This window comes from Methylobacterium sp. BI1 (genome assembly GCF_056680125.1).
The window spans coordinates 2,737,601-2,761,605 of the sequence record NZ_CM155267.1; the positions used below are offsets into that span (position 1 = coordinate 2,737,601).

Here is a 24,005-nt window from a genome sequence, read left to right on the forward strand (position 1 = left end):
TCTTTCACCTCGCCAATCCATTGTTCGACTGTATGAAGTCATACAGTGCCGCCCGATGCCGATCCGTCCTGCCCCGTGAAGCCGCATCGACCGGCGACGGACGCGGGACCCCGGCGGCTCACGGGGCGCGGGGAGGGCCCTTGCGCAGGTCGTCGTAGAGGCGCTGGACCTCCTGGATCGTCGCGTGCGCCCGGCTCCAGTTCGTCTCGCGGACATTGGTTTCGGTGAAGGCGCTGTGCGAGGTGCCGCCGAAACCGTTGAAGACGGTCTCGACCCCGTCCACCCGGTAGTCGATCCGGTAGGAGGGGCTGAGGCCCCGGCCCTTGCCCTTTCCGGTCACCCCGATCCGCACCAGGGCGTCGCCGTGCCGTTTCTGGCAGAACCGCATGTTCCCGAGGAGCCGGCGCAGATACTCCTCGGGCTCGGCGAGCTCCCCCGCGACCTGGAGCAGCGTCGCGTCGGGCGGAAGGTGCGTCTTGCGGATCATGATTGGCCTCGCTGCCCGTCCCGCAGCCCTTGATCGGGCGGGAGCGCCGGCCAGACCACATTTTCACGCGCCTGGCGATCCGTTGCGCGCTCACGCGCCTGGCGATCCGTTGCGCGTTCACGCGCCTGGCGATCCTCGCACAGCGAGGCGCCCGCGCCGGATGGCCCGCGGCCTGCTATGGCTTCGACGGCTCCCCGGCCCGCGCAGGATGGAACTTCGATGCCGACCCTCGACGCCCTGAACCAGGCCTCGCACGACGAATTCGTCGCCACCCTCGGGGCGGTGTTCGAGCACGCGCCCTGGGTCGCCGAGGCTGCCGCCGGGCAGCGGCCGTTCCCCACCGTCGAGGCCCTGCTCGCCGCCCTGCAGGGGGCGGTCGCGGCCGCGCCCGAGGCGGCCCGCCACGACCTCCTCACCAACCATCCCGAACTCGCCGGGCGCGCGGCCCGTGCCGGCCAGATCGCCCCCGACTCCATCGCCGAGCAGGCCGCCGCCGGCCTCGACCGGCTGTCGGAGGCGGAAGACGCGCGGTTCGCGGCGCTGAACGCGGCCTATGGCCGGACCTTCGGCTTTCCCTTCATCCTCTGCGTCAGGCGCCACGGTCGCGCCTCCCTGCTGCGCACCTTCGCGGCTCGCCTCGCCGCCGACCCGGAGGCCGAGCGCCGGACCGCCCTCGCCGAGGTGTTCCGCATCGCCGCCCTTCGTCTCGGCACCCTGGTGAGCGGCCCGGGTGCGCCGCGCGTCACGGGCCGGATCTCCACCCACGTCCTCGACACCGTGGCGGGTCGGCCGGCACCGGGGATCCCGGTGGAACTCCACGAATGGGTGTCGGAGACCGAGACCGTCCTGGTCGCCCGCGCGGTGACGAATGCCGACGGGCGCACGGACGAACCGCTGATCGGCGGACGCCCCGTTCCAGTGGCCGCCTACGAGCTGCGCTTCCGCATCGGCGACCACTTCCGCGCCACCTGTCCGGGCCTGCCCGACCCGCCCTTCCTGGACGTCGTCGCGCTGCGCTTCGGGGTCGCCGATCCGGAAGGGCATTACCACGTGCCCCTGGTGGCGAGCCCGTGGAGCTACCAGACCTATCGCGGCAGCTGAGCCGCACGTGGCCGCGACCGCGACACGGCCCGACAAAGCCTTGTGATATCAGTCCGCTCCGGCATGTCCTTTGCGTGCAACTTGATCGACGCCCGGTCAAGCGGGCCGCAGGGAGGATGGGATTTGACGCATCGACTTTCGGTTCGGACCCTGATGGCGCGTGGGTTCGCCGCGGCGCTGCTCACAGCGGGCCTCCTGGCCCTCGCCCCGGCCGCCCGGGCGCAGGGCACCCTGATCGCGCCGGGAGGCCAGCCCCGGGTCACGGCCCCCGGCGGCCTGCGCGGCCGCTCCGCCCTCCGCCACCGCCACAAGGCCCGCCACCGTTCGCTGCATCACCGCCGCCACCGTTGAAACCGCCGCGCCCATCCGCTTCCAGGAGACCAGACCGCATGATCCGTGTGCTCAGCCTTCTCACCCTCGGCCTCGGCCTCGCCGGGCCGGCCCTCGCCCAGAGCGTCGGCGCCCCCGCCGGCACGGAGGGTGCCACCGCCCCGGGAGGAACCGAGGGCCGGGCCGGCCCCCGCAACGAGGCGGAGGCGATCCGCAGCGGCGACGCGGTTCCGGTCCCGCCCCGGGCCGGCGGCGTTCCGGTCGAGGAAAGCCCAGTGCGCGGAACCGACATGCCTCCGCCGCCGCCCGGGCGCCCCTGAGCCTCAGGGCGCCCTGACCCTAGGGCACGAAGGCGGCGACGAGTTCGGCCGCCACCAGGGCGGCGATCACCGCGGGGCGCTTGTCGCGCACCCGCGTCCCGCCGATCGGGCAGACGAGGCGGGCCAGCGCCGCCTCGTCGAGGTTCATCGCCCGGAAGGCGGAGAGGAAGGTCGCCCGCTTCGTGGCGGACCCGATCAGGCCGAGATACGCGAAGGTGTTCGCCTCCAGCAGGCTGGCGCAGATCAGGCTGTCGAGGGCGTGGCTGTGGGTGACCACCACGTGGGCGGCCCCGGGCGGCGCGGCCTCCGCCGCGGCGCTGGCCGAGCCGACGACCCGCGCGACGCGCGCACCCGAAACCCGCGCGATCTCCTCGGGCCGCTCGTCGACGATCCGGGTGCGGACGGGCAGCGGGTCGAGGGCCAGGGCCAGGGCGCGCCCGACATGGCCCGCGCCGTAGATCATCACCAGGGGCGCCCGCGCGGCGGATTCGGCCTCCGAGGCCCGGAGGGCGGCGAGCGTACCGGCATCGGCCCGGTGGATCGACAGGGTCACCCGGCCGCCGCAGCATTGCCCGGTCTCGGGTCCCAGGGGCCTGCGCAGGGTCGCCTCCGCCTCGCCCGCCGCCAGGAGTTCCCGGGCGCGGGCGATACCCGCCCATTCGTAGGTGCCGCCCCCGACAGTGCCGGCGAACCGGTCCGGCATCACCAGCATGGCGGTCCCGGCCGCGCGCGGCGTCGAGCCCAGCGCCTCGGACACGGTGACGAGGGCCACCGGCTCACCCGCCGCGAGGGCGGTCCCCAGGGTCTCCGACAGCGCCTCCGACGGGTCGAGGCTCACGGCTGCGCAGCGTGCGCGTGGTCTGGGTCCGCCAGCGCCCGCATCCGGTCCACGGCGTCGAGGACGCGCTCCGGCGTCGCCGGGGCATCGAGGCGGGGGCAGTGCCGATGGCCGGCGACGCTCGCCACCGCATCGGAGAGCGCGTGCAGGCCGGCGATGCCGAGCATCAGCGGCGGCTCGCCCACCGCCTTCGAGCGGTAGATCGTCTCCTCGCGGTTCTCGTTCGCGTAGAGCGCGACGTTGAAGATCCGCGGACGGTCGCCGCAGGCCGGGATCTTGTAGGTGGAGGGGGCGTGGGTGCGTAGGGCGCCCCTGCCGTCCCACCACAGCTCCTCGGTGGTGAGCCAGCCGAGCCCCTGGATGAAGCCGCCCTCGATCTGGCCCTTGTCCACGGCCGGGTTCAGGGAGCGGCCGCAATCGTGCAGGATGTCGGCCCGCTCGATCCGGTACTCGCCGGTCAGCGTGTCCACCGCCGCCTGCACGCAGGCCGCCCCGTAGGCGAAGTAGTAGAACGGGTGGCCCCGGCCCGCATCCCGGTCCCAGTGGATGGTGGGCGTCTTGTAGAAGCCCGTGGCGGAGAGCTGGATGCGGGCGAGGTAGGCCTTGTGGATCAACTCGCCCCAGGCGATCTCCTGGTTCCCCACCCGGACCCGGTTGGGCAGGAAGAGTACCGTCTCGGGCTCCACGCTCCAGGCCTCCGCCGCGAAGGCGACCAGGCGGCCCTTCAGGGTCTGGGCGGCGGCGCGGGCCGCCATGCCGTTGAGGTCGGCCCCCGAGGAGGCGGCGGTGGCCGAGGTGTTGGGCACCTTGCCGGTGGTGGTCGCGGTGATGCGGACGCGGTCGGCGTCGATCTGGAACTCCTCCGCCACCACCTGCGCGACCTTGACGTAGAGGCCCTGGCCCATCTCGGTACCGCCATGGTTCAGGCCCACCGAGCCGTCGTTGTAGATGTGGACCAGGGCACCGGCCTGGTTGTAGGCCGTGGAGGTGAAGGAGATGCCGAACTTCACCGGCGTCAGCGCGATGCCGCGCTTGATCACCGGGCTCGCTTCATTCGCCGCATGCAGGGCCGCGCGGCGCCCGGCGTAATCGCAATCCACTTCCAGTTTCGCGACCAAGTTCCGGATGCAATTGTCGGAAATGGTCTGGTGGTAGGGCGTGACGTTGTCGGTCTCGGTGCCGTAGAAATTGCGCTTGCGCACCTCGAGCGGGTCGAGGCCGCAGGCATAGGCCACCTCCTCGATCACCCGCTCGGCCGCCACCATGCCCTGGGGGCCGCCGAAGCCCCGGAAGGCGGTGTTGGACTGGGTGTTCGTGCGGTAGGGCCGCGAGGTCAGGTGCACCGCCGGGTAGTGGTAGCAGTTGTCGGCGTGGAACAGGGCGCGGTCGGTGACCGGCCCCGACAGGTCGGCGGCCCAGCCGCAGCGGGCGGCGAGCTGCATGTCCACGGCGAGGATCTTGCCCTCCGCATCGTGGCCCACGAGGTAGTCGACCTCGAAATCGTGGCGCTTGCCGGTGATGACCATGTCGTCGTCGCGGTCGGGCCGGATCTTGGCGGCGCGCCCGGTCGTCTTGGCCACGAGGGCGGCCACGCAGGCGAACAGGTTCGACTGGCTCTCCTTGCCGCCGAAGCCGCCGCCCATCCGGCGGATTTCGGCCGTCACGGCCGAATTCACCGTGCCCAGCACCTTGGCGACGAGCGCCTGCGCTTCAGAGGGGTGCTGCGTCGAGGTGTAGACCGTCACCTCGTCGTCCTCGCCGGGGATCGCCAGGGCGATCTGGCCCTCGAGGTAGAAATGTTCCTGGCCGCCGATCGCCATCCGGCCGCGGACGATGCCCGGCGCCTCGGCGAGCACCGCATCGGAATCACCGCGCGTGAGGGTCATGGGCGGCCAGACGAGTCGTCCGTCCGCCCGCGCCTGCCGGTAGGTGAGGACGGGGTCGAGATCCTCGTAGGCGATGACGGCGCGGCGGGCGGCGCGGCGCGCCGCATCGCGGGTGAGGGCCGCCACGGCGAAGATCGGCTGGCCGAGATAGGACACCGTGTCCTCGGCCAGCATCGGCTCGTCGTCCCGGTGCGAGGAGGAGATCTCGTTGACGCCCGGCACGTCGGCGGCGGTGAGCACCGCGACCACGCCCTCGGCGCTCCGCACGGGGGCGAGATCCACCGAGAGGAGGCGGGCATGAGCGCGCTCGCTCAGCCCCAGGCAGACGTGGAGCAGGCCGGCCGGCTCGGCCATGTCGTCGATGTAGACCGCGGTGCCGCCGACATGGCGCGCGGCGCTGTCGTGGATCCGCGGGGTGTGGGCCCCGCCCGCGATCCGGTCTTCGGCCTTCGGGGCAGGGGGCGTGCGATCAAGCATGGGCCAGGGCTCCCACGGGGGCGAGACGGGTCTCCGGCGCCCGCGGCGCGGCCTCGTGGATCAGGCGCTCGATCAGGTTGCCGGCCACCTTGAGGCGGTAGCCGGCCGTCGCCCGCATATCGGTGAGCGGCGTGAAATCCTGGGCCAACGCCGCCTTGAAGGCCGGAACCGCGGCGCTGTCGAGGGGCTGGCCCACCAGGGCGGCCTCGGCCCGCGCCGCCCGCTGGGGCGTGCCCGCCATGCCGCCATAGGCGATGCGCGCCTCGCGGATGGTCCCGCCCTCGAGGGTCAGCCGGAAGGCCCCGAGCACGGCGGAAATGTCCTCGTCGAAGCGCTTCGAGATTTTGTAGGCGCGAAACAGCGCCTCGGGGCCGAGCTTGGGCACCCGGACACCGCCGACGAACTCGCCCGGCCGCAGGTCCTGCCGCCCGTAGGCAAGGAAGAAATCCTCCAGGGGAATCTCGCGCTCGGTGCCCCGGCCGATCAGGTGGAGGCGCGCGCCGAGCGCGATCAGCGCCGGCGCCGCATCGCCGATCGGCGAACCGTTGGCGATGTTTCCTCCGAGCGTGCCGGCATTGCGGGTCTGGGCGGCACCGTGCCGGCGGAACAGCTCGCCGAGATCCGGATGCAGGCTCGCGAGGTGCAGCCCGGCCTCGGCGAGGCTCACGCCCGCCCCGAGATAAAGATGGTCCACGGCCTCGCCGACGACGCGCAGACCGTGCACCCGCCCGAGCCAGATCACCGGGTCGAGGACGCGCAGATCCTTCGTCACCCAGAGGGCGACGTCGGTGGCCCCGGCCACGAGCGTCGCGTCCGGGTGCTCGGCCATGAGGTCGACGAGTCCCGGAAGGGTGGCAGGTGCGAAGAAGCGACCCTTCGGGCCGGACACCGCCACGGTCTCGTCGTCACGCAGGGCCAGCAGCCGGGCGAGGGTGCGGTCGTGGGCGGCATCGAAGGCGTCCGCCTCGGGGGCGGCCAGCGCCCGCTCGGCGGCCCGCACGATGGGCGCGTAGCCGGTGCAGCGGCAGAGATTGCCGGCGAGCGCGTCGTCGATGGGGCTCGCGGAGGTCCAGACCTCCCCGGCGGCGGCGGGCAGGTCCTTGGTCAGGGCGAACAGCGACATCACGAAGCCCGGCGTGCAGAAGCCGCATTGCGAGCCGTGCTCCTCCACCATCAGGCGCTGGACCGGATGCAGGGTCCCGTCCGCCCCGCGCAGGTGCTCCACGGTGAGGAGCTGGCAGCCGTCGAGCATCCCCAGGAAGGTGATGCAGGCATCGACCGTGCGGTAGCGCAGGCGCTCGGCGCCGGGCGGCCCCTGGGGGCGCACCACCACCACGGTGCAGGCCCCGCAATCCCCCTCGTTGCAGCCCTCCTTGGTGCCGATCAGCCGCTCGGACCCGCGCAGCCAGTCGAGCACCGTCAGGGTCGGATCGCAGACCTCGATCGTGCGCGCGTCATGGCCGAGGAGGAAGCGGATCGCGTGTCTCATGCGGCCTCTCGTGTTCGAACGCCGATTCCTTGCTCCCCCGGGGGGCGGTTGACGCCCGGCCTAGTGCGGAAGCGTGTCGCTGATGCCCTTCACGTACCAGTTCATGCCGAGGATCATCGGGTCGGGGGCATTCTCGCCCGCCTTCACGACCTCTGTGCCATCCTGCTTGTATACGGGCCCGTGGAACGGGTGGAGCGTGCCGTCCGCGATCGCCTTTTTGGTGGCCTCGGCCTTGGCCTTCACGTCGTCGGGCATGTTGGCGAAGGGGGCCAGCACGACCATCCCGTCCTTGATGCCGCCCCAGGTGTCGTGGCTCTTCCAGGTGCCGTCGAGGACGGCCTTGGCCTCGCCGATGACGTAGCCGTCCCAATCGTCGACGATGGAGGTGAGCTGGGCCTTCGGCGCGAAGCGCATCTGGTCGGAGGATTGTCCGAAGGCGAGCTTGCCCTGCTTCTCCGCCTCCTGCAACGGCGCGGCGGAATCGGTGTGCTGCGACAGGATGTCGGCGCCCTGGGCCAGCAGCGCCTTGGCGGCCTCGGCCTCCTTGCCCGGGTCGAACCAGGTGTTCACCCAGACGATCTTGAGCTTGATGTTGGGGTTCACCGACTGGGCGCCGAGCATGAAGGCGTTGATGCCGCTCACCACTTCGGGGATCGGGAACGAGGCGATATACCCCAGGGTGCCGGTCTTCGAGAGACGGCCGGCGATCTCGCCGCAGACGTAACGGCCCTCGTAGAACCGCGCCGAGTAGGTCGATACATTGGCCGCGCGCTTGTAGCCGGTGGCGTGCTCGAACTTCACCTTGGGAAACTTCTTGGCGACCTTCAGGGTGGGCTCCATGAACCCGAACGAGGTGGTGAAGATCAGCCCGTGGCCGGAGCGGGCGAGGCTCTCGATCGAGCGCTCGCTGTCGGCCTCGGGCACGTTCTCGAGGAAGCTGGTTTCGACCTTGTCGCCCAGGGCCGCGGCGAGCGCCTTGCGGCTCTGGTCGTGCTGGTACGAGTAGCCGTAATCGGCCACCGGTCCGACATAGACGAAACCGACCTTCAGCTTCTCGCCGGGCTTCTTCTCCTGGGCCTGCGCGCCTCCGAGTCCGAGGGCGAGAACGGCCACCAGGGCCCCCTGCACAATCCGCATCGTTCCGAGATCCTTCGAGGTGCGCACGCCTACCGGTGCGGGGTGAAGACCCGGCCGAGCGATGCCGGGGCGAGGGAGCCGCCCTGGCGCCTGCCGAGGGAGAGCAAGACCAGGGCCAGGATGGTGGCGAGGTAGGGCAGGGCGGAGAGGAGCTGTCCCGGAAGGCCGATGCCGGCGGCCTGGGCGTTGAGCTGGAGCACCGTGGCGCCCCCGAACAGCATCGCGCCCGCCAGCACCCGGAACGGGCGCCAAGAGGCGAAGACCACGAGGGCGAGGGCGATCCAGCCCCGTCCGGCCGTCATCGCGGGCGCCCAGAACGGGGTGTAGGACAGGGACAGGTAGGCCCCGGCGAGACCCGCGCAGGCGCCCCCGAACAGCACGGCGAGGAACCGGACCTTGCGGACCTGGAGCCCGAGGGCATGGGTCGCGGTGTGGTCGTCGCCGATGGCCCGCAGGACCAGGCCGGAGCGGGTGCGCCAGAGGAACCACCATACCCCTGCCGCCAGCGCGAAGGCGAGGTAGACGAAGGCGTCCTGCCCAAAGAGCAGGCGCCCGATGCCGGGGAGGTCCGAGAGGCCCGGCAGGGCGAGATGCGGCGCCGGCTCGCGCTTCAGGCCGACATAGGACGCACCCACGAGGCCCGAGAGACCCAGGCCGAGGATCGTCATGGCGAGGCCGGAGGCGACCTGATTGGCGCTCAGGACCACGGTGAGAAGCCCGAACAGGGCCGAGAGGGCGAGGCCCGCCCCGGCCCCGGCCGCGGCGCCCACCAGCGTCGACCCGGTCTCCACCGCCACCGCGAAGCCGGTGGCCGCGCCCAGCACCATCATGCCCTCGACGCCGAGGTTGAGGACACCCGCCCGCTCGGCGACGAGTTCGCCCAGGGCCGCGATCATCAGGGGCGTGGCCGCGGCGATGACGGTGACGAGCACCATCTGCAGGATGTCGAGGCTCACGCGGCCACTCCCGGCACGAGGCGGACCCTGTAGCGCGACAAGGCGTCGGCCCCGAGCACCAGGGCGAGGAGCAGGCCCTGGAACGCGCGCGTGAGGTCGAGGGGCAGCTTCAGGTCGATCTGTGCGCCCTCGCCACCGATGGTGGTCAACGCGATGACGAGGGCGGCGACCAGGATTCCCACTGGGGAGAGCCGTCCCAGGAACGCGACGATGATGGCGGTGAACCCGTAGCCGGGCGAGATCGAGGGCTGGAGCTGGCCGATCCTGCCCGCGACCTCGGAGATGCCCGCCAAGCCCGCGGCCGCGCCGGAGACGGCGAAGACCGCCAGGGTCAGGCGCGCATCGCTGAAGCCGGCGAAGCGCGCCGCGCGCGGGCTCGCGCCCACCACCCGTACGGTGAAGCCGAACAGGGTGCGGGCAAGCACCAGGGAGGCGAGGACGAGGACCGCCAGCGCGATGGCCACGCCGGCGTGCAGGGTGTCGCCCTCCATCAGGTAAGGCAGACGTGCGGCCTCGTCGAAGGCGACGCTCTGGGGAAAATTGAAGCCGGCCGGATCGCGCAAGGGCCCCCGCGCCATGTAGTCGAGCAGCAGTTCGGCGACGTAGACCAGCATCAGGCTGGTCAGGATCTCCGAGACCCCGAGCCGAACCTTCAACAGGGCGGGAATCAGCGCGTAGAGCAGGCCGGCGAGTGTCCCGACGACCAGCATCAGGGGTAGAACCCAGGCGGTGTTGCCGGTGGCCCCGTGCGTGGCGACGCCGATCCAGCCGCCGAACAGGCCACCCATGACGAACTGCCCCTCCGCCCCGATATTCCAGACGTTGGCACGAAAGCAGAAGGCGAGGCCCGTGGCGATGAGGGCGAGCGGCGCGGCCTTGAGGGCCACCTCCTGCAGCGACCAGACCTCGCTCAAGGGCGCCACGAAGTAGGTGACGAAGGCGGCAGCCGGGGAGCGGCCCAGGGCGGCCACTACGAAGCCGCCGACCACCAGGGCGGCCAGGAAGGCCAGGACGGGCGAGAGCGCCTCCATCAGGGCCGAGCGGTTGGCCCGCGGCGTCAGGTCAATGCGCATGGGTGGGCACCCGGGGGGCATCCGCGACGATCGATATCTGTGGCGGGACAGCCGCCGGCTCCGCCCCACCCATGAGCAGGCCCAGGGTCTCCCGCGTGGTCTCGCCCGTCGGTACGGCCGGCGACAGGGTGCCGTCGTGCAGCACCGCGATCCGCCCGGCGATCTCGAACAGTTCGTCGAGATCCTGGCTCATCACCAGCACGGCGGCACCGCGCCCCGCCAGGTCGAGGAGGGCCTGCCGGATGTGGGCGGCGGCCAGGGCATCGACGCCCCAGGTCGGCTGGTTGACCACGAGGATGCCGGGCTCGGCCAGGATCTCGCGCCCCATCAGGTACTTCTGCAGGTTGCCGCCCGACAGGGTGCCGGCGGCGGGATCGGGCCCCGCCTTGCGCACGTCGAAGGTGTCGATGACGGCGCGGGCGAGGGATCTCGCGGCAGCGCGGCGCAGGAATCCGAAGCGGCTCAGTCCGGCCGTGGCGTGCCGCGACAGGATCGCATTGTCGGACAGGCTCAGGGTCGGGGCCGCACCGTGGCCGTTGCGCTCCTCCGGCACGAAGCCGGCGCCGCCCCGCCGTCGCGCCGTGATGCCGAGGCGCCCGGACATCACCCCGTCGAACCGCACCATGCCGGGCTCGGGCGCCAGGGCTTCGCCCGAGAGGGCGTCGAACAGCTCCGCCTGCCCGTTGCCGGCGATCCCCGCGATGCCAACGATCTCGCCGCCGCGCACGCTGAGCGAAACGCGGTTCAGGGCGGTGCCGTGCAGGCCGGGAGCGGAGAGGGTGAGCCCGGACAGGACGAGGCGCTCCGGTCCGGCTGCCTCTCCGGCGGGCGGCGTCACCTCGCCCACCTGCACCCCGACCATCATGGCGGCGAGCGACCGGGCGGTCTCGGTTCGCGGGTCGCAGGTTCCCACAACCCGGCCGCCGCGCAGGATGGTGGCGCGCGCGCAGAGCCGTCGCACCTCGTCCAGGCGATGGGAGATGTAGAGCAGCGCCCGGCCCTCGTCGCGCAGGCGCTCCAGCACGCCGAACAGCAGGTCCGCCTCGCCGGGCGTCAGCACCGAAGTCGGCTCGTCCAGGATCACGAGGTGCGGGTCCTGCAGCAGGCAGCGGATGATCTCGATGCGCTGGCGCTCGCCGGCCGAGAGCGACCAGACGGGCCGGTCGGGGTCGAGGTGCAGCCCGTAGGTAGCGCCGACCGCAGCGATGCGTGCCTTCAGGCCTCGTCCGCTCAAGGACCGGGGCATGACCAGGGCGATGTTCTCGGCGACCGTCAGGTTCTCGCACAGGGAGAAGTGCTGGAACACCATGCCGATGCCCAGCGCCCGGGCCGCCTCCGGATTGGCGAGCCGCACGATGTCGCCGCGATGCGTCACGACCCCCTCGGAGGGCTCCAAAAGCCCGTAGAGGATCTTCATCAGGGTCGACTTGCCGGCGCCGTTCTCGCCCAGCAGGGCGTGGATCTCGCCGGCCCGGATTTCCAGGTCGATCCCATCATTGGCCGTGAAGTCGCCGAAGCGCTTGACGATGCCGTAGGCGCCGAACAGGGGCGTCGGCCCCTCCGTACGGGCCGGGGGAACGACCGGGGTCATCCTAGAGCGTTCCGAACAGGGTGCGTGCGAGATGGGAGTGGGCCTCGCGCAGCTGTCCGGTCTCGATCCCCAGGGGCTGGCCGTCGATCACGCGCCAGGCGCCTGCCACCATCACCCGGTCGGCCCGATGTGCGCCGCAGAGCACGAGGGCGGCCAGCGGATCGTGCGCACCGGAGAAGCGCAGGTCGTCGAGGGTGAACAGCGCCAGATCCGCCTCGCAGCCCTCCGCGATCCGGCCGATATCGGACCGTCCGAGACAGGCGGCGGAGCCCTCCGTCGCCCAGCGCAGGGCGTCGAGATGGGTCACGGCCTCGGCCCCGTAGGTCAGACGGTTGATCATCAGGGCGTGGCGGACGCCCTCCATCAGGTTGGAGCTGTCGTTCGAGGCCGAACCGTCGACCCCGAGGCCGACGGGGCTGCCCGCCGCCTCCAGCTCGCAGGTCCGGCACTGGCCGGAGGCCAGCGTCATGTTCGAGGTCGGGCAGTGACACACGCCGACGCCGGCTGCCCCGAGGCGCTTTACCTCGGCGTCGTTGAAGTGGATGCCGTGGGCGAGCCAGGTGCGCGGGCCCATCCAGCCCACCTCCTCGAGGTAGTCCACCGGGCGCTGGCCGAACATCTCGACGCAGTAGCGGTCCTCGTCCAGGGTCTCGCCGAGATGGGTGTGCAGTCGACAATCGTGGCGCTCGGCCAGCGCCGCGCTCTCGCGCATCAGCCGCTTCGTCACGTTGAAGGGCGAGCAGGGGGCCAGTCCGATCTGCACCATCGCGCCGGGCTTCGGGTCGTGGAACAGGCGCAGCACCCGCTCGCTGTCGGCCAGGATGGTGTCGTCGTCCTGGGTCAGGCATTCCGGCGGCAGGCCGCCATCGCGCTCGGATAGGCTCATCGAGCCGCGGGTGACGAAGGCGCGGATCCCGAGCGGCCCAGCCTCCTCGACCTGGATATCGACGGAGGATTCCAGCCCTCTCGGGAAGAGGTAATGGTGATCGCCGGCCGTGGTGCAGCCGGAGAGCAGCAGTTCGGTATAGGCGAGCCGGGTCGCAAGCCGGAACGCCTCGGGGGTGATCTTGTCCCATACGGTGTAGAGCGCCTTCAGCCACGGGAAGAGCGGCTTGTTGATCGCCACCGGATGGGCACGGGTCAGCGTCTGGAAGAAGTGGTGGTGGGTATTGACGAGCCCCGGGATGACCACGTGCCGGCTGGCGTCGAAGGTCTCGTCCACAGGCGCAGCGGGCGTCGCCCCGGACCGCACCCGCTCGACGATGCGGGTGCCCTCGATGACGAGGCCGCCGCCGGCTTCCGGTGCCAGGATCGCCAACGGATTGCGGATCCAGAGACGCTTCGATGGGCTCGACTCGGCCATTCTGTCCGTCATCTCCCGAGATCCCCACGGGCTGTCGTCCCATGGCGGCATCATGAATCGTGACCGAGGATTGGCCGAAGCGCGATACCCGGTCCCTAGAACACGTGGAAGGCGACGCCGGCGAGGAAGCTCTTTTCCTCGGTACCCTTGAAGTTGGCCCGCTCGATGTTGCCGAACTTGTTGTGCCAGTACTGGAACCCGATGAACACATCGACCCGGTTGGGCTGATCGTAGATCAGCTTGCCGACATCGAGAACCAGGTTGGTCCGCGAGAGGAATTCCAGGCCCGTCTTCGGGTTGAAGGCGAACGCCCCCGGATCGTTCACGCCCCGCCCCTTGGGCAGCACGATGTTGTTGAAGCCGGCGATGCTCAGGGGGAGGCCCGTGAAGGCCAGCGGGAAGTTATAGACGATCTCGAACTCGGGCACCGTGTCGAAGCTGACGTCTCGGTTGGGCGCGACGTTGAAGCCGTTGCGATTCCACTCCTTGTAGGCGTGAACCGAGGCGTTGAGGAAGCCCACCGGGACGTCGAAAGCGAAGTTCAGGCCACCCACCACGTCGCGCTTCTTGGAGCCGAAGGCGTCGTTCTGCGCGTTGGCGTCGAAGCCGAAGGCGAGCGAGACGTCCTTGATGATGCCCGGCACGACGAAGGCCTTGGTGCCGGTCAGCGCGTTGAGGCTGAGGGTGCCGCGATAGAGGCCGTAGGCCTCGGTATTCCCGTAATCGTAGAAGGTCGGCACACCGAAGCCGTCGGTTCTGCCGGCCGGGAACTGGGCGCCCGATTTCAGGATGTCGAGGGAGAAGAAGTTCGTGCCGTATGCCCAGGCATCGGCGTGGGAGATGTTGAGGATGTGCTTGGGGGCGTCCTGGTTGCGGAAGCTGCCGTCGGCCCGCTGCACCTGGCTGCCCGGGTTGGCCGCCGGGAACTGATAGCGGTAGCTCACCTGCGTGTCCGAGAACAGGAAGAACGACGACGGAACCTCCGCGGGCGCGATCGGTGCCTTCTCGGACTTCAGGTCCGCGGCCAGGGCGGGCGCGAGGGCGGCAAAGCCCAGGGCGACGGCCGACAGGGGCCGCAGGAATGCTGTGATGGTCATAACGTCCCCCAGGGGCTTGGACGCCCGGTTGCCGGCCACGCAGCAACCGATGTGCCAGGGGCGATCGCCACGGAGGGGTCTCCCGCGACCGGCGTAATTCTGCAACACTCAGAGGCGCGGCCGGCGGCGCAAGGGCACGGAAGCAGAGAGAAATTCGTGCCATTGCCTCTTCCTGCGTGGTCCGAGCGCGCGGTAGCCGGAACGCACCGGCCGGACACCGGCCCCGCGCGCCGGTCCAGGCATCGCACCCTGGCGAGTCAGGCGGGGTACGGCACCCGATCGGTCCCCGGCCTGCATCGGAACGATGCAGCATCGCGAAGAATTTGGGCGTGCCCATCGTCGATCCCGCCGCCATCATCCTCCGTAGATTCGCGGCGGTCGCCCGGCCCTTGCATCCGTCGCGCCGACGCTCCTCCGGCCCGGTGTCCCGGCATGCCCCACCTCCTCGCGGCCGAGCCCGCCCCCCTGACGATCGATCCGGCGACGACCGCGCTGGTGGTGATCGACATGCAGCGCGATTTTCTGGAGCCGGGCGGCTTCGGCGAAAGCCTGGGCAACGACGTGTCGCTGCTCCAGGCCGCCGTGTCGCCGATCCGGGCCGTCCTCGCCGCGGCCCGGGCCGCCGGGCTTCTGGTCGTGCATACGCGGGAGGGCCACAAGCCGGACCTGTCCGACGCGCCGCCGGCCAAGCTGGAGCGGGGCGAGCCCAGCGCACGCATCGGTGCGCCGGGCCCGATGGGCCGCATCCTGATCCGGGGCGAGCCGGGCCACGGCATCGTTCCCGCCCTGGCACCGATGCGGGGCGAGGTGGTCATCGACAAGCCGGGGAAGGGCGCCTTCTACGCCACGGATCTCGGTGCGGTCCTGGCTGCCCGCCGCATCGCGACGCTGCTCGTGTGCGGCGTCACCACCGAGGTCTGCGTGCACACCACGATCCGCGAGGGCAACGACCGCGGCTATCGCTGCGTCGCGATCGGGGATGGCTGCGCCTCCTACTTCCCCGAATTCCATCGGGTCGGCCTCGCGATGATCGCGGCGCAAGGCGGCATCTTCGGCTGGGTCTCCTCCTCGGCGGCGGTGATCGCGGCCCTGGGCGGCACGTCCTGAGGGCCGGCCGACACCGGACGGATCGGGTTCGGGCCCGCGGCCCGCGGCGCGCGGTCCCGAAGGGCCGGAGGATCGGCCCGGCCCGCGCACCGGCGTCGACGGGACGCGACCGGCAAAACCCGGTCTCGCGCGGGGGGCGAAGGCGCCAATCCTGCGCCGTGGTACGGCCTGACGCTTGCTTCCGGCCCCGACGACGCGGCACCTTTGTCCATCTCGCCCCGTCTCGCCGGGCCGGCTCGATAGACCTCTCGGCCGGGATCATCCTCACGCGGATACGCCGCATCCTCAGGAGACAGCGCATGTCGGAGCGCAACGATCCACCGGCCGGTGGCCTCGACGCCTACATCGAGGCGGCGGCCGGACTGCTCGCCATCCCCCTCGATCCGGCCTGGATCGGGGCCGTCGGCAGCAACCTCGCGGTGCTGCGGGCCGCCGCCGCGCACGTGGCCGAGTTTTCCCTGCCCGACGAGGCGGATGCCGCCCCGGTCTACGAAGCATGAGCGGTCCGGACACGATGCATGATCCGAGCACGATGACGGCCGAGGCGCTGGCGACGGCGTTTCGGGATGGGACCACCAGCGCCCGCGCGAACGTCGCCGCGACCCTGGCGCGGATCGCGCGGGTCGACGGCGCGGTGAACGCCTTCACGGACATTCTCCCCGCCCGTGCCCAGGCCCGCGCCGAGGTCCTGGATGCGGCCCGGGGTCGGGGCGAGCCCCTGGGGCCGCTGGCCGGCGTCCCCTTCGCGGTCAAGAACCTGTTCGACATCGCCGGCCTGCCCACCCGGGCCGGTGCGAAGATCAACCGCGATCGGGCCCCGGCGGAGCGCGACGGCGCCCTGGTGCGCCGCCTCGAGGCGGCGGGCGCGATCCTCGTCGGCGGCCTCAACATGGGTGAGTACGCCTACGATTTCACCGGCGAGAACGTCCACGATGGACCGACCCGGAACCCGCACGATCTCGGCCACATGTCCGGCGGCTCGTCCGGGGGCTCGGGAGGGGCCGTCGGAGCCGGGCTGGTGCCGATCGCCCTCGGCTCCGACACCAACGGCTCGATCCGCGTCCCCTCCACCTTCTGCGGCTGCTTCGGCCTCAAACCCACCTATGGCCGCCTGACGCGGGCCGGCAGCTTTCCGTTCGTGGGCAGCCTCGACCATGTCGGCCCCATGGCGCGCAGCGTCACGGACCTCGCCCTGAGCTACGATGTCATGCAGGGGCCGGACCCGGACGATCCAGTGGCCACGACGCGACCCGCTGAGCCGACCCTGACGCACCTCGGCGACGGGCTCGGGAACCTGCGCGTCGCGGTGGCGGGCGGCTACTTCGCCCGCGGTGGCGACGCCGAGGCGTTCGCGGCGGTGACCGCCATCGCCCGGGCCCTCGGCGTCACACGCAGCATCGAGATTCCGGAGGCGGCCCGCGCCCGGGCCGCGGCCTACCTCATCACGGCGGCCGAAGGAGCCGCGCTCCATCTGGACCGTCTGCGGACCCGGGGAGAGGATTTCGATCCGGCGGTGCGCGACCGGCTGATTGCCGGGGCGATGATCCCGGCCCCGCTGGTCGAGCGGGCGCAGCGCTTCCGCCGCTGGTACCGGTCCGCCGTCCTCGCGCTGTTCCGCGAGGTCGACGTGATCCTGGCTCCCGCCACGCCTTGCCGCGCGCCCCGCTCGGGGCAGGCCACCTTCGTTCTCGATGGGGTGACCCTGCCGGTGCGGGCCAATATCGGGGTGTTCACCCAGCCGATCTCCTTCATCGGCCTGCCGGTGGTCGCGGTGCCCGTGCGCCTGGACGACGGCCTGCCCCTCGGCGTCCAGGTCATCGCCGCGCCCTGGCGCGAGGACCACGCCCTGCGCGTGGCGCACCAGCTGGAGCGGGACGGCGTCGTCCGCGCGCCCGTGGCGAACCTGTGAGCGAGACCGCGATGATCATCGACGATCCGGCCGTGAAGGCCGAGGTGGAGGCCGCCTTCGCGGCCTATGAGGCGGCCCTGGTGGGCAACGACGTTCCGACGCTGGAGGCCCTGTTCCACGATGATCCGCGCACGATCCGCTACGGCGGGGCCGAGAACCTCTACGGCATGGAGGCAATCCGCGCCTTCCGTCGGGCACGGTCACCCGAGGGCCTAGCGCGCGACCTGAAGGACACGGTGCTCACCACCTACGGGCCCGATACCGGGATCGCCATGACACTGTTCACCCGGTCGAGCGCCCCGGGCCGCATCGGACGCCAGAGTCAGACCTGGATCCGCTTCCCCGACGGTTGGAAGGTCGTCGCGGCCCATGTCAGCATCATCACGGGCTGATCTCCCCCCTATCGCGGGGGATCAAGCGCCGTCCAGTGCCTTGGACAGGCGGCGCACGCGGCCTCCGCGCTTCTCGTAGGCGAAGAGGGAGGCCAGGCTCTGCCCGTCGGGCACGGACACGTCGTTTGAGGCGGCCTCGCCCTCCGCCTCTTCGTGCATCGGAGGCCGCGTCTCGGCCGGCGATTCCGCAGGGCTGGGCGACGACAGGCGCAGGCTGGCGCGCCGCACCACCTCCCGGTCCCGCTCAATCTGCGCGGCCGTCTCGCCATCGGTCCGGATGATGGCGTGGACGCCATCACGGAATCGAAGCTCGACGGACCAGGCCGGCTGCGCGTCGCCCCCGAGGACGTCGAGGCCGGCATGCATGAGGGAGGCGGCGAGGCCGAGCGGGTTCGGCAGGGGACCGGTGGCCACCAGGGCCTCCCGCAAGCCCCGGGCGATCCCGGTGCGCCGCGGCACCGCCTGCTCCGGCGGCGCGAGCGTCAAGGCCTCCAGGTCCTCGATCCCGCGCAGGCTTCCATCGGGCAGCCCGAAGACGCCGAATTCGTAAGACCCCGGCCCGGCGCCGAACGTTCCGGATATGATCTGAATGGCGATCATCGATACTTTCCGTCCGGATCCTCCCCCGAGCCGAGGCGGTGGTCCGTCAACATCCAACGCCGTCCCCTGTCGCGGAGTCCTGTGTCGGAAACAGGGCCGCCGGCTCCGGGTGGCTCCGCCGCATCGCGGCCCTTTCGAAAATCCCCCTCCGATCCTTGACAGCCTGGGATTTAGACTTGCCAAGGACGGGACAGCTTCGTGATCTTGAGGTCTTCCGGCCATGCAGGTGATTGAGACGCACATTCCGGCGGTCCGGCGGGTGGTGCCGACGCGCTTCGGCGACGCGCGGGGCTGGTTCTCGGAAACGTACCGGGCGGACATCCTGGCCCGGGCCGGCATCGCGGATGTCTTCGTCCAGGACAACCAGTCCTTCTCCGCCCCGCGCGGCACCGTGCGCGGCCTGCATTTCCAGTGCCCCCCCATGGCCCAGGGCAAGCTCATCCGGGTGCTCTCCGGCGCCATCCTGGACGTGGCCGTCGACCTGCGGCGTGCCTCGCCCACCTTCGGCCGGCACGTGGCCGTGCGCCTCGACGCGCAAGCCGGCGAGCAGCTCTACATCCCGATCGGCTTCGGGCACGGCTTCTGCACCCTGGAGCCCGACACCATGGTGGCCTACAAGGTCGCCGGCGGGGTCTACAGCCCCGAGCACGATGGCGGCCTGCTCTGGAACGATCCGGCGCTCGGCATCGACTGGCCGGTGACGGAGGCGGAGGCCCAGCTCTCGGCCAAGGACCGGGTCGCCCCGCGCCTCGCCGATCTTCCACCACTTTTCTGAAGCTCTTGCGGTGGGATACAACCGGAGCGGTCCCGCTGCATCATCCGATCGTCCACCCGATCCGACCACACGAAAGACCTTTCATCCCATGCGCATCTTGGTGACGGGCGGCTGCGGTTTCATCGGATCGGCCCTGGTCCTGCATCTGGTGCAGGACCTCGGACACGACGTGGCGACGCTCGATGCGCTGACCTACGCGGCCAACCCGATCTCGCTCCAGCCGCTCGCGGGCAACCCGCGCCACCGCCTCGTCGAGGCCGACATCTGCGACCCAAAAGCCGTGCACGCCCTCTACGCCGACTTCCGGCCCGAGGCCGTGATGCATCTGGCCGCCGAGAGCCACGTCGACCGCTCGATCACCGATCCGGGTGCCTTCATCCGCACCAACGTGGTCGGCACCCAGGTCATGCTCGACGGGGCCCGCAGCCACTGGGACGGGCTCGCCGGCGAGGCCAAGGCGGCCTTCCGCTTCCTGCACGTCTCCACCGACGAGGTCTACGGCTCGCTGCCGCCCGACGGCTTCTTCACGGAAGCGAGCCGCTACGACCCGCGCTCGCCCTACTCGGCCTCCAAGGCGGCCTCCGACCACCTGGCCCGCGCCTGGCACGAGACCTATGGCCTGCCGGTCCTGGTGACGAACTGCTCGAACAACTACGGCCCGCGGCACTTCCCCGAGAAGCTCATCCCCCTGATGATCCTCAACGCCCTCGAGGGCAGGCCGCTGCCCGTCTACGGCGACGGCCTGAACGAGCGCGACTGGATCCACGTGGAGGACCATGCCCGCGGCCTCGTGGCGGTGCTGGAGAAGGGGCGGATCGGCGAGACCTACCTCCTGGGCGGACGCGCGGTGCGCAACAACCTCGGCGTCGTCAAGGCGCTCTGCGCCGCCTTCGACCGCCTGCGCCCGGAGCAGGCCCCCCACGACCGGCTGATCACCTACGTCACCGACCGGCCCGGCCACGACCGGCGCTACGCCATCGACCCGTCCAAGGCCGAGGCCGAGCTCGGCTGGCATCCGACCAAGGACTTCGAGCGGGCCCTGGAGGAGACCGTGCGCTGGTACCTCGCCAACGAGGCCTGGTGGCGCCCGATCCGCGAGGGCCGCTACACCGGCGAGCGCCTCGGTCTCGGCCAGGGTGTTCCTCCCGCGCAAGGCGCTCCTCCCACCCAGAGCACCTGAGCCCATGGACATCCTCATCCTCGGCGGCGCCGGCCAGGTCGGCACCGAGCTGCAGGCACCCGCGCTCTGGGAGGCGGGCACCCGCTTGCACGCCCCGAGCCGCACGGCGCTCGACGTCACGGACGCCGCCGCGATCGCGGCGGCCCTGAGCGCGCGCCCCTACGGGGCGGTGGTCAACGCGGCCGCCTACACCGCCGTGGACAAGGCCGAGAGCGAGATCGCCGCGGCCTGGACCCTGAACGCGGTGGCGCCGGCGCTCCTGGCCGCCGCCACCGCCCGGGCCGGCATCCCCCTCGTCCACGTCTCCACCGACTATGTCTTCAACGGTCGCACCGAGGCCCCCTGCACCCCCGATACGCCGATCGACCCGCAGAGCGTCTACGGCGCCAGCAAGGCCGCCGGCGAGATCGCGGTGCGCAGCGCCAACCCGCGCCACGCCATCATCCGCACCGCCTGGGTGGTGAGCCCGCACCGGGGCAACTTCGTCAAGACGATGCTGCGCCTCGCCGCCGAGCGCGAGCGCCTCAGCGTGGTCGACGACCAGCACGGTAGCCCGACGAGCGCGGGCGACCTCGCCGCCGGCCTGGCGGTGATCGCCCAGGCGCTGGCCCGCGATCCCGGCGCGCCCACGGGCACGCATCACTTCGTCAATGCGGGCGCCACCACCTGGTGCGGCTTTGCCCGCGCCATCATGGCGGGTGCAGCCCGGCGCGGCGGCCGTTCCGTGCCGGTCAACGCCATCCCCACCCACGCCTTCCCGACCCCGGCGCGGCGCCCGGCCCATTCGGTGCTGTCGACCGCGAGCCTGACGGCCGCCTACGGCCTGAAGCCGCGCCCCTGGGCAGATGCCCTCGACGACATCCTCGACCGGCTGGTCGGCCCGGAACGGACAACGACGGAGACACAGGCATGAAGGGGATCGTTCTGGCCGGCGGCACGGGCACGCGCCTGCACCCGGCCACGCTGTCGATCAACAAGCAGCTGCTGCCGGTCTACGACAAGCCGATGATCTACTATCCGGTCTCGGTACTGATGCTGGCGGGCATCCGCGAGATCCTGATCATCTCCTCGCCCGAGCACCTGGACAACTACAAGCGCCTGTTCGGCACCGGCGAGCAGTTCGGGCTGTCCTTCAGCTACGCGATCCAGCCCCGGCCGGAGGGCCTGGCCCAGGCCTTCCTGATCGGGCGCGACTTCGTGGGCCACGACAGCGTCGCCCTGGTGCTCGGCGACAACCTGTTCTTCGGCTCGGGCATGAGCGAGATGCTGCGCAGGGCCCGGGCGCGCGAGAGCGGCGCCACGGTGTTCGCCTACCACGTCGACGATCCCTCGGCCTACGGCGTGGTGACCCTCGACCCGGACGGGCGACCCCTGCGGCTCGTCGAGAAGCCGATCGAGCCCGAGAGCCCCTGGGCGGTGACGGGGCTGTACTTCTACGACAACCAGGTCCTCGACATCGCCGCGGCGGTCAGGCCCTCGGCCCGGGGCGAGCTCGAGATCACCAGCGTCAACGAGGCCTACCTCGAACGCGGGCAGTTGCACGTGGAGCGGATGAGCCGCGGCTATGCCTGGCTCGACACGGGCACCCATGACAGCCTGCTGGAGGCGGCCGAGTTCGTACGCACGCTCCAGCACCGCCAGGGCCTGCAGGTGGCCTGCCTGGAGGAGATCGCCTACCTGCAGGGCTTCATCGGCAAGGACCAGCTCATCGCCCGCGGCAAGCTCTTCGCCAAGACCGCCTACGGCCAGAACCTGCTCAAGCTCGCCCAGGAAGACCAGACCGGCCGCCTCGTCCGATGAAGAGCCCATACGGCGGATAGCGGGCAGGGGCCTCCCCGAAGCGGGGGCGGTCGGGTATAGGAGCGAAAATGGACAACATCATTCGCCCCACCTTCGGCGCCCCGCGCCGCACGGAACAAGCCGATCCCCGTCGCGTCCAGGTCCTGACCCAGCGCGTGTACGGCGAGGCGCATGGCTGCCGGGTCTGCCTCGTCCACGACGAGGGCGCCCCGGAGGGCGATGTCTACAAGGTGGTGGTCGGGTTCCTGACGGACGACGAAGTCAGCACCGTGGCGATCCTCCCGGCCACTCCCGAGGGGGACACCGATTGCGAGATCGTCGCCCTGGCGATCCTGCGCACCCTCGGCATGATCGAGGCCCGGTCGGAACCGCCGGGCAGCGCCTGAGGCAGCACGAATCGCCTCACGGGCGGGCGTTCAGATGTGGGCTTGCGTCGGTCCGGAAAGCCATGCTATCGCCCCTGCACCGGAACGGAACGGGTCTCCACCGCCAGCCATCGGCAGCGCGTAGACGAACAACCGGATCCTGCCTCGTGCCACGCGAGGATGTTGGGGGATAGTTTAACGGTAGAACAGTGGACTCTGACTCCTCTAGTCCAGGTTCGAATCCTGGTCCCCCAGCCACTGAATTAACGACAGTTAATCTTCTTCAGATCGAGAATCGCTAGGCCCGGTTGGGAAAAGCCGTTCAGATTTCGAGATTCCTGCTGGCCAGCGCCAGGTGGCGGAGCAGGTCTTGGATCTCCAGGATCGATCGCACGTCGCGCAGCGCGTGCCCGGTCAGTGTCGTACGTTTCGCCCTCCAGGCATCGCGGCAAACGACCGGCGGCCGTTCCGTGCGCGGATGCTCGAGGGTCCAGGCCGGGTATGCGGCCTGCGTTGCAGCCCCTCCGAACTGGGGGAGGCTCAGCACGCGACGCCGGTCCAGTCCCGGATCGGAGTGGCACCCACGCCGACGCTGAAACCGGGCACGGGGCCATCCCATCGCGGCGACGCGGAACCCTGGCCCTGGGACAAGCGGGATCCGGAGGCGAGGACGTCGGCGATAGCGATCCTGCCGAGAGCCATGCGCCGCAGGTTACAGTCTCGCCGAGCGAACCAGTTCCAGAAAATTGCCGATCAAAGGCCCGGCCTTCTCTCTCGGCCACAGGGCATAGACGTCGGCGTGGATCGGTTTCCCCCTGATGGGTTTGTAGACGACGTCCGCGTGCGCCAGGCGGGCGACGAATTCGGGAATGATGGCGATCCCGAGCCCGGTCGCGACGAGGCTCGTCAACGACGCGGCTTCGACGACCTGATGGGTGATGTTCGGGGTGAAGCCGGCTGCGACGCAGCACTCCCAGAGGTACTTGGCGAACAGCGAATCCGAGAGCCGCAGGAACACGAACCGCTCGCGGCTCAGATCGGCGAGGTCGACCGCCGGCATCCTGGCCAGGTGGTGGCCCTTCGGCAGGACGAGGGTGACGGTCTCGCACCAGGCCCGTTCGCTGGCGAGGTCGAGGTCCGGGGGTGGGCTGCGCAGGAAGCTGATATCGGTCTCTCCCGCCTTCAGCATCGAGATCTGGCGGTCCGGCGACATCTCGTGAATCCGCAGGTCGACGTCGGGATAGGCGACCGAGAAGTCGCGGATGGCGCGCCCGAGGGGACCGGCCAGCATCGATCCCGTCAGGCCGACATTGACGATGCCGGCCGCACCGGCACCGATGGCCCGCGCCCGCCCGATGGCTTCGCCGGATTTGTCCAGGATGTCGAGCGCCTGCGCGAGGAAGTCGGTGCCCGCCCGTGTCAATGTCACGCGACGCGTCGTCCGTTCGAACAGCGCGGTGCCGACCTCCGCCTCGAGGTCGCGAATCTGCTGGCTCAAGGGCGGCTGGGCGACACCGAGGCTCTCGGCGGCGGCGGTGAAGCTGAGATGCCGGGCGACAGCCGCGAAGTAGCGGAGGTGTCGGAGTTCCATGACACCAATCATATCGAAAAAATATCAATCAAGACATATGAAATATTTGACGTCTCAATATCCGAGCAACATGGTGCCGTCGCAGTCGGCATATCCAGGCGCACAAGCACGATAATGCTGAAAAGCCTCCTGCGGCGCGGA

At 70.8% G+C, this 24,005-nt stretch carries 25 protein-coding genes and 1 tRNA gene; 13 read left to right on the forward strand and 13 right to left on the reverse strand.

Annotation, left to right across the window (positions count from 1 at the left end):
- Positions 1-118 precede the first annotated feature (118 nt).
- Positions 119-487, reverse strand: a complete 369-nt coding sequence (locus AC1MGR_RS12880) for a hypothetical protein (protein WP_108040449.1) — start codon at positions 485-487, stop codon at positions 119-121.
- A gap of 219 nt (positions 488-706) precedes the next feature.
- On the opposite strand from AC1MGR_RS12880, the gene uraD reads away from it, so the two are divergent.
- The 3 genes from uraD to AC1MGR_RS12895 all read left to right on the forward strand — a co-directional run bounded on the left by uraD (position 707) and on the right by AC1MGR_RS12895 (position 2,238).
- The gene (gene uraD, locus AC1MGR_RS12885) at positions 707-1,588 is read left to right on the forward strand and encodes a 2-oxo-4-hydroxy-4-carboxy-5-ureidoimidazoline decarboxylase (RefSeq protein ID WP_480231840.1); all 882 of its coding nucleotides are present in this window, start codon (positions 707-709) and stop codon (positions 1,586-1,588) included.
- Between the two features lie 153 nt (positions 1,589-1,741).
- Positions 1,742-1,939 carry a hypothetical protein gene (locus tag AC1MGR_RS12890; RefSeq protein WP_480231841.1) on the forward strand — a complete coding sequence of 66 codons (198 nt, stop codon included), beginning with the start codon at positions 1,742-1,744 and terminating at the stop codon, positions 1,937-1,939.
- A 38-nt stretch (positions 1,940-1,977) separates the two neighbouring features.
- Positions 1,978-2,238, forward strand: coding sequence for a hypothetical protein (locus AC1MGR_RS12895; protein WP_108040443.1), 261 nt, complete (start codon positions 1,978-1,980; stop codon positions 2,236-2,238).
- 19 nt (positions 2,239-2,257) lie between these two features.
- Here AC1MGR_RS12895 and xdhC read toward each other — a convergent pair whose 3' ends face one another.
- The 9 genes from xdhC to AC1MGR_RS12940 all read right to left on the reverse strand — a co-directional run bounded on the left by xdhC (position 2,258) and on the right by AC1MGR_RS12940 (position 14,145).
- Positions 2,258-3,076: a xanthine dehydrogenase accessory protein XdhC gene (gene xdhC / locus AC1MGR_RS12900; protein WP_480231842.1), complete on the reverse strand. Its 819-nt coding sequence runs from the start codon at positions 3,074-3,076 to the stop codon at positions 2,258-2,260.
- Positions 3,073-5,439: a xanthine dehydrogenase molybdopterin binding subunit gene (xdhB, locus tag AC1MGR_RS12905; protein ID WP_480231843.1), complete on the reverse strand. Its 2,367-nt coding sequence runs from the start codon at positions 5,437-5,439 to the stop codon at positions 3,073-3,075. Before xdhB ends, xdhC begins: the two co-directional genes overlap by 4 nt.
- Complete coding sequence (xdhA, locus tag AC1MGR_RS12910; RefSeq protein ID WP_480231844.1) at positions 5,432-6,928, reverse strand: xanthine dehydrogenase small subunit; 1,497 nt, start codon at positions 6,926-6,928, stop codon at positions 5,432-5,434. Before xdhA ends, xdhB begins: the two co-directional genes overlap by 8 nt.
- Positions 6,929-6,988: 60 nt before the next feature.
- Positions 6,989-8,065 carry a BMP family ABC transporter substrate-binding protein gene (locus tag AC1MGR_RS12915; protein ID WP_480231845.1) on the reverse strand — a complete coding sequence of 359 codons (1,077 nt, stop codon included), beginning with the start codon at positions 8,063-8,065 and terminating at the stop codon, positions 6,989-6,991.
- 29 nt (positions 8,066-8,094) lie between these two features.
- Positions 8,095-9,021, reverse strand: a complete 927-nt coding sequence (locus tag AC1MGR_RS12920) for an ABC transporter permease (RefSeq protein ID WP_480231846.1) — start codon at positions 9,019-9,021, stop codon at positions 8,095-8,097.
- Positions 9,018-10,094, reverse strand: coding sequence for an ABC transporter permease (locus AC1MGR_RS12925; protein WP_480231847.1), 1,077 nt, complete (start codon positions 10,092-10,094; stop codon positions 9,018-9,020). Before AC1MGR_RS12925 ends, AC1MGR_RS12920 begins: the two co-directional genes overlap by 4 nt.
- On the reverse strand, positions 10,084-11,685 hold the full coding sequence (locus AC1MGR_RS12930) for an ABC transporter ATP-binding protein (protein WP_480231848.1): 1,602 nt from the start codon (positions 11,683-11,685) through the stop codon (positions 10,084-10,086). The genes AC1MGR_RS12925 and AC1MGR_RS12930 overlap by 11 nt, the downstream gene beginning before the upstream one ends.
- 1 nt (position 11,686) lies before the next feature.
- Positions 11,687-13,060, reverse strand: coding sequence for an 8-oxoguanine deaminase (locus AC1MGR_RS12935; protein WP_480231849.1), 1,374 nt, complete (start codon positions 13,058-13,060; stop codon positions 11,687-11,689).
- Between the two features lie 83 nt (positions 13,061-13,143).
- On the reverse strand, positions 13,144-14,145 hold the full coding sequence (locus AC1MGR_RS12940) for a hypothetical protein (RefSeq protein ID WP_108040428.1): 1,002 nt from the start codon (positions 14,143-14,145) through the stop codon (positions 13,144-13,146).
- 432 nt (positions 14,146-14,577) lie between these two features.
- On the opposite strand from AC1MGR_RS12940, the gene AC1MGR_RS12945 reads away from it, so the two are divergent.
- The 4 genes from AC1MGR_RS12945 (at position 14,578) to hpxZ (ending at position 17,553) form a co-directional block, all read left to right on the forward strand.
- Entirely contained in the window at positions 14,578-15,252 is a 675-nt protein-coding gene (locus tag AC1MGR_RS12945; RefSeq protein ID WP_480231850.1) for a cysteine hydrolase family protein, read from the forward strand.
- Between the two features lie 299 nt (positions 15,253-15,551).
- Positions 15,552-15,752 (forward strand): DUF4089 domain-containing protein, encoded by a 201-nt coding sequence (locus AC1MGR_RS12950; RefSeq protein ID WP_480231851.1) that lies wholly within the window; start codon positions 15,552-15,554, stop codon positions 15,750-15,752.
- A 14-nt stretch (positions 15,753-15,766) separates the two neighbouring features.
- A complete protein-coding gene (locus tag AC1MGR_RS12955) occupies positions 15,767-17,161 on the forward strand; it encodes an AtzE family amidohydrolase (protein WP_480234787.1) in 1,395 nt (464 codons plus the stop codon).
- 11 nt (positions 17,162-17,172) lie between these two features.
- Positions 17,173-17,553 carry an oxalurate catabolism protein HpxZ gene (gene hpxZ, locus AC1MGR_RS12960; protein ID WP_480231852.1) on the forward strand — a complete coding sequence of 127 codons (381 nt, stop codon included), beginning with the start codon at positions 17,173-17,175 and terminating at the stop codon, positions 17,551-17,553.
- A 21-nt stretch (positions 17,554-17,574) separates the two neighbouring features.
- Here the strand turns inward: hpxZ and AC1MGR_RS12965 are convergent, their stop codons facing one another.
- Positions 17,575-18,153 carry a hypothetical protein gene (locus AC1MGR_RS12965; protein WP_480231853.1) on the reverse strand — a complete coding sequence of 193 codons (579 nt, stop codon included), beginning with the start codon at positions 18,151-18,153 and terminating at the stop codon, positions 17,575-17,577.
- Between the two features lie 220 nt (positions 18,154-18,373).
- Between AC1MGR_RS12965 and rfbC the strand changes: the two genes are divergently transcribed.
- The 6 genes from rfbC (at position 18,374) to AC1MGR_RS12995 (ending at position 22,531) form a co-directional block, all read left to right on the forward strand.
- Positions 18,374-18,928: a dTDP-4-dehydrorhamnose 3,5-epimerase gene (gene rfbC / locus AC1MGR_RS12970; protein ID WP_480231854.1), complete on the forward strand. Its 555-nt coding sequence runs from the start codon at positions 18,374-18,376 to the stop codon at positions 18,926-18,928.
- An 88-nt stretch (positions 18,929-19,016) separates the two neighbouring features.
- Positions 19,017-20,108, forward strand: a complete 1,092-nt coding sequence (gene rfbB / locus AC1MGR_RS12975; protein WP_108040418.1) for a dTDP-glucose 4,6-dehydratase — start codon at positions 19,017-19,019, stop codon at positions 20,106-20,108.
- A 4-nt stretch (positions 20,109-20,112) separates the two neighbouring features.
- Complete coding sequence (gene rfbD / locus AC1MGR_RS12980; RefSeq protein WP_480231855.1) at positions 20,113-21,021, forward strand: dTDP-4-dehydrorhamnose reductase; 909 nt, start codon at positions 20,113-20,115, stop codon at positions 21,019-21,021.
- Positions 21,018-21,908 (forward strand): glucose-1-phosphate thymidylyltransferase RfbA, encoded by an 891-nt coding sequence (rfbA, locus tag AC1MGR_RS12985; RefSeq protein ID WP_480231856.1) that lies wholly within the window; start codon positions 21,018-21,020, stop codon positions 21,906-21,908. The genes rfbD and rfbA overlap by 4 nt, the downstream gene beginning before the upstream one ends.
- A 68-nt stretch (positions 21,909-21,976) precedes the next feature.
- Positions 21,977-22,294 carry a hypothetical protein gene (locus AC1MGR_RS12990; RefSeq protein WP_108040412.1) on the forward strand — a complete coding sequence of 106 codons (318 nt, stop codon included), beginning with the start codon at positions 21,977-21,979 and terminating at the stop codon, positions 22,292-22,294.
- 163 nt (positions 22,295-22,457) lie between these two features.
- Positions 22,458-22,531, forward strand: a tRNA-Gln gene (locus AC1MGR_RS12995).
- A 64-nt stretch (positions 22,532-22,595) separates the two neighbouring features.
- Here AC1MGR_RS12995 and AC1MGR_RS13000 read toward each other — a convergent pair.
- Together AC1MGR_RS13000 and AC1MGR_RS13005 are read right to left on the reverse strand one after the other, a co-directional pair.
- The gene (locus tag AC1MGR_RS13000) at positions 22,596-22,820 is read right to left on the reverse strand and encodes a hypothetical protein (RefSeq protein WP_480231857.1); all 225 of its coding nucleotides are present in this window, start codon (positions 22,818-22,820) and stop codon (positions 22,596-22,598) included.
- 165 nt (positions 22,821-22,985) lie between these two features.
- Positions 22,986-23,864 (reverse strand): LysR family transcriptional regulator, encoded by an 879-nt coding sequence (locus AC1MGR_RS13005; RefSeq protein ID WP_480231858.1) that lies wholly within the window; start codon positions 23,862-23,864, stop codon positions 22,986-22,988.
- Between the last annotated feature and the right edge of the window lie 141 nt (positions 23,865-24,005).

Coding starts and splice junctions, on each gene's coding strand:
- AC1MGR_RS12880 (WP_108040449.1), bottom strand. CDS start 487: ATGATCCGCAAGACGCACCTTCCGCCCGACGCGACGCTGCTCCAGGTC.
- uraD (WP_480231840.1), top strand. CDS start 707: ATGCCGACCCTCGACGCCCTGAACCAGGCCTCGCACGACGAATTCGTC.
- AC1MGR_RS12890 (WP_480231841.1), top strand. CDS start 1,742: ATGGCGCGTGGGTTCGCCGCGGCGCTGCTCACAGCGGGCCTCCTGGCC.
- AC1MGR_RS12895 (WP_108040443.1), top strand. CDS start 1,978: ATGATCCGTGTGCTCAGCCTTCTCACCCTCGGCCTCGGCCTCGCCGGG.
- xdhB (WP_480231843.1), bottom strand. CDS start 5,439: ATGCTTGATCGCACGCCCCCTGCCCCGAAGGCCGAAGACCGGATCGCG.
- xdhA (WP_480231844.1), bottom strand. CDS start 6,928: ATGAGACACGCGATCCGCTTCCTCCTCGGCCATGACGCGCGCACGATC.
- AC1MGR_RS12915 (WP_480231845.1), bottom strand. CDS start 8,065: ATGCGGATTGTGCAGGGGGCCCTGGTGGCCGTTCTCGCCCTCGGACTC.
- AC1MGR_RS12925 (WP_480231847.1), bottom strand. CDS start 10,094: ATGCGCATTGACCTGACGCCGCGGGCCAACCGCTCGGCCCTGATGGAG.
- AC1MGR_RS12930 (WP_480231848.1), bottom strand. CDS start 11,685: ATGACCCCGGTCGTTCCCCCGGCCCGTACGGAGGGGCCGACGCCCCTG.
- AC1MGR_RS12935 (WP_480231849.1), bottom strand. CDS start 13,060: ATGACGGACAGAATGGCCGAGTCGAGCCCATCGAAGCGTCTCTGGATC.
- AC1MGR_RS12940 (WP_108040428.1), bottom strand. CDS start 14,145: ATGACCATCACAGCATTCCTGCGGCCCCTGTCGGCCGTCGCCCTGGGC.
- AC1MGR_RS12945 (WP_480231850.1), top strand. CDS start 14,578: ATGCCCCACCTCCTCGCGGCCGAGCCCGCCCCCCTGACGATCGATCCG.
- AC1MGR_RS12950 (WP_480231851.1), top strand. CDS start 15,552: ATGTCGGAGCGCAACGATCCACCGGCCGGTGGCCTCGACGCCTACATC.
- AC1MGR_RS12955 (WP_480234787.1), top strand. CDS start 15,767: ATGCATGATCCGAGCACGATGACGGCCGAGGCGCTGGCGACGGCGTTT.
- hpxZ (WP_480231852.1), top strand. CDS start 17,173: ATGATCATCGACGATCCGGCCGTGAAGGCCGAGGTGGAGGCCGCCTTC.
- AC1MGR_RS12965 (WP_480231853.1), bottom strand. CDS start 18,153: ATGATCGCCATTCAGATCATATCCGGAACGTTCGGCGCCGGGCCGGGG.
- rfbC (WP_480231854.1), top strand. CDS start 18,374: ATGCAGGTGATTGAGACGCACATTCCGGCGGTCCGGCGGGTGGTGCCG.
- rfbB (WP_108040418.1), top strand. CDS start 19,017: ATGCGCATCTTGGTGACGGGCGGCTGCGGTTTCATCGGATCGGCCCTG.
- rfbD (WP_480231855.1), top strand. CDS start 20,113: ATGGACATCCTCATCCTCGGCGGCGCCGGCCAGGTCGGCACCGAGCTG.
- rfbA (WP_480231856.1), top strand. CDS start 21,018: ATGAAGGGGATCGTTCTGGCCGGCGGCACGGGCACGCGCCTGCACCCG.
- AC1MGR_RS12990 (WP_108040412.1), top strand. CDS start 21,977: ATGGACAACATCATTCGCCCCACCTTCGGCGCCCCGCGCCGCACGGAA.
- AC1MGR_RS13005 (WP_480231858.1), bottom strand. CDS start 23,864: ATGGAACTCCGACACCTCCGCTACTTCGCGGCTGTCGCCCGGCATCTC.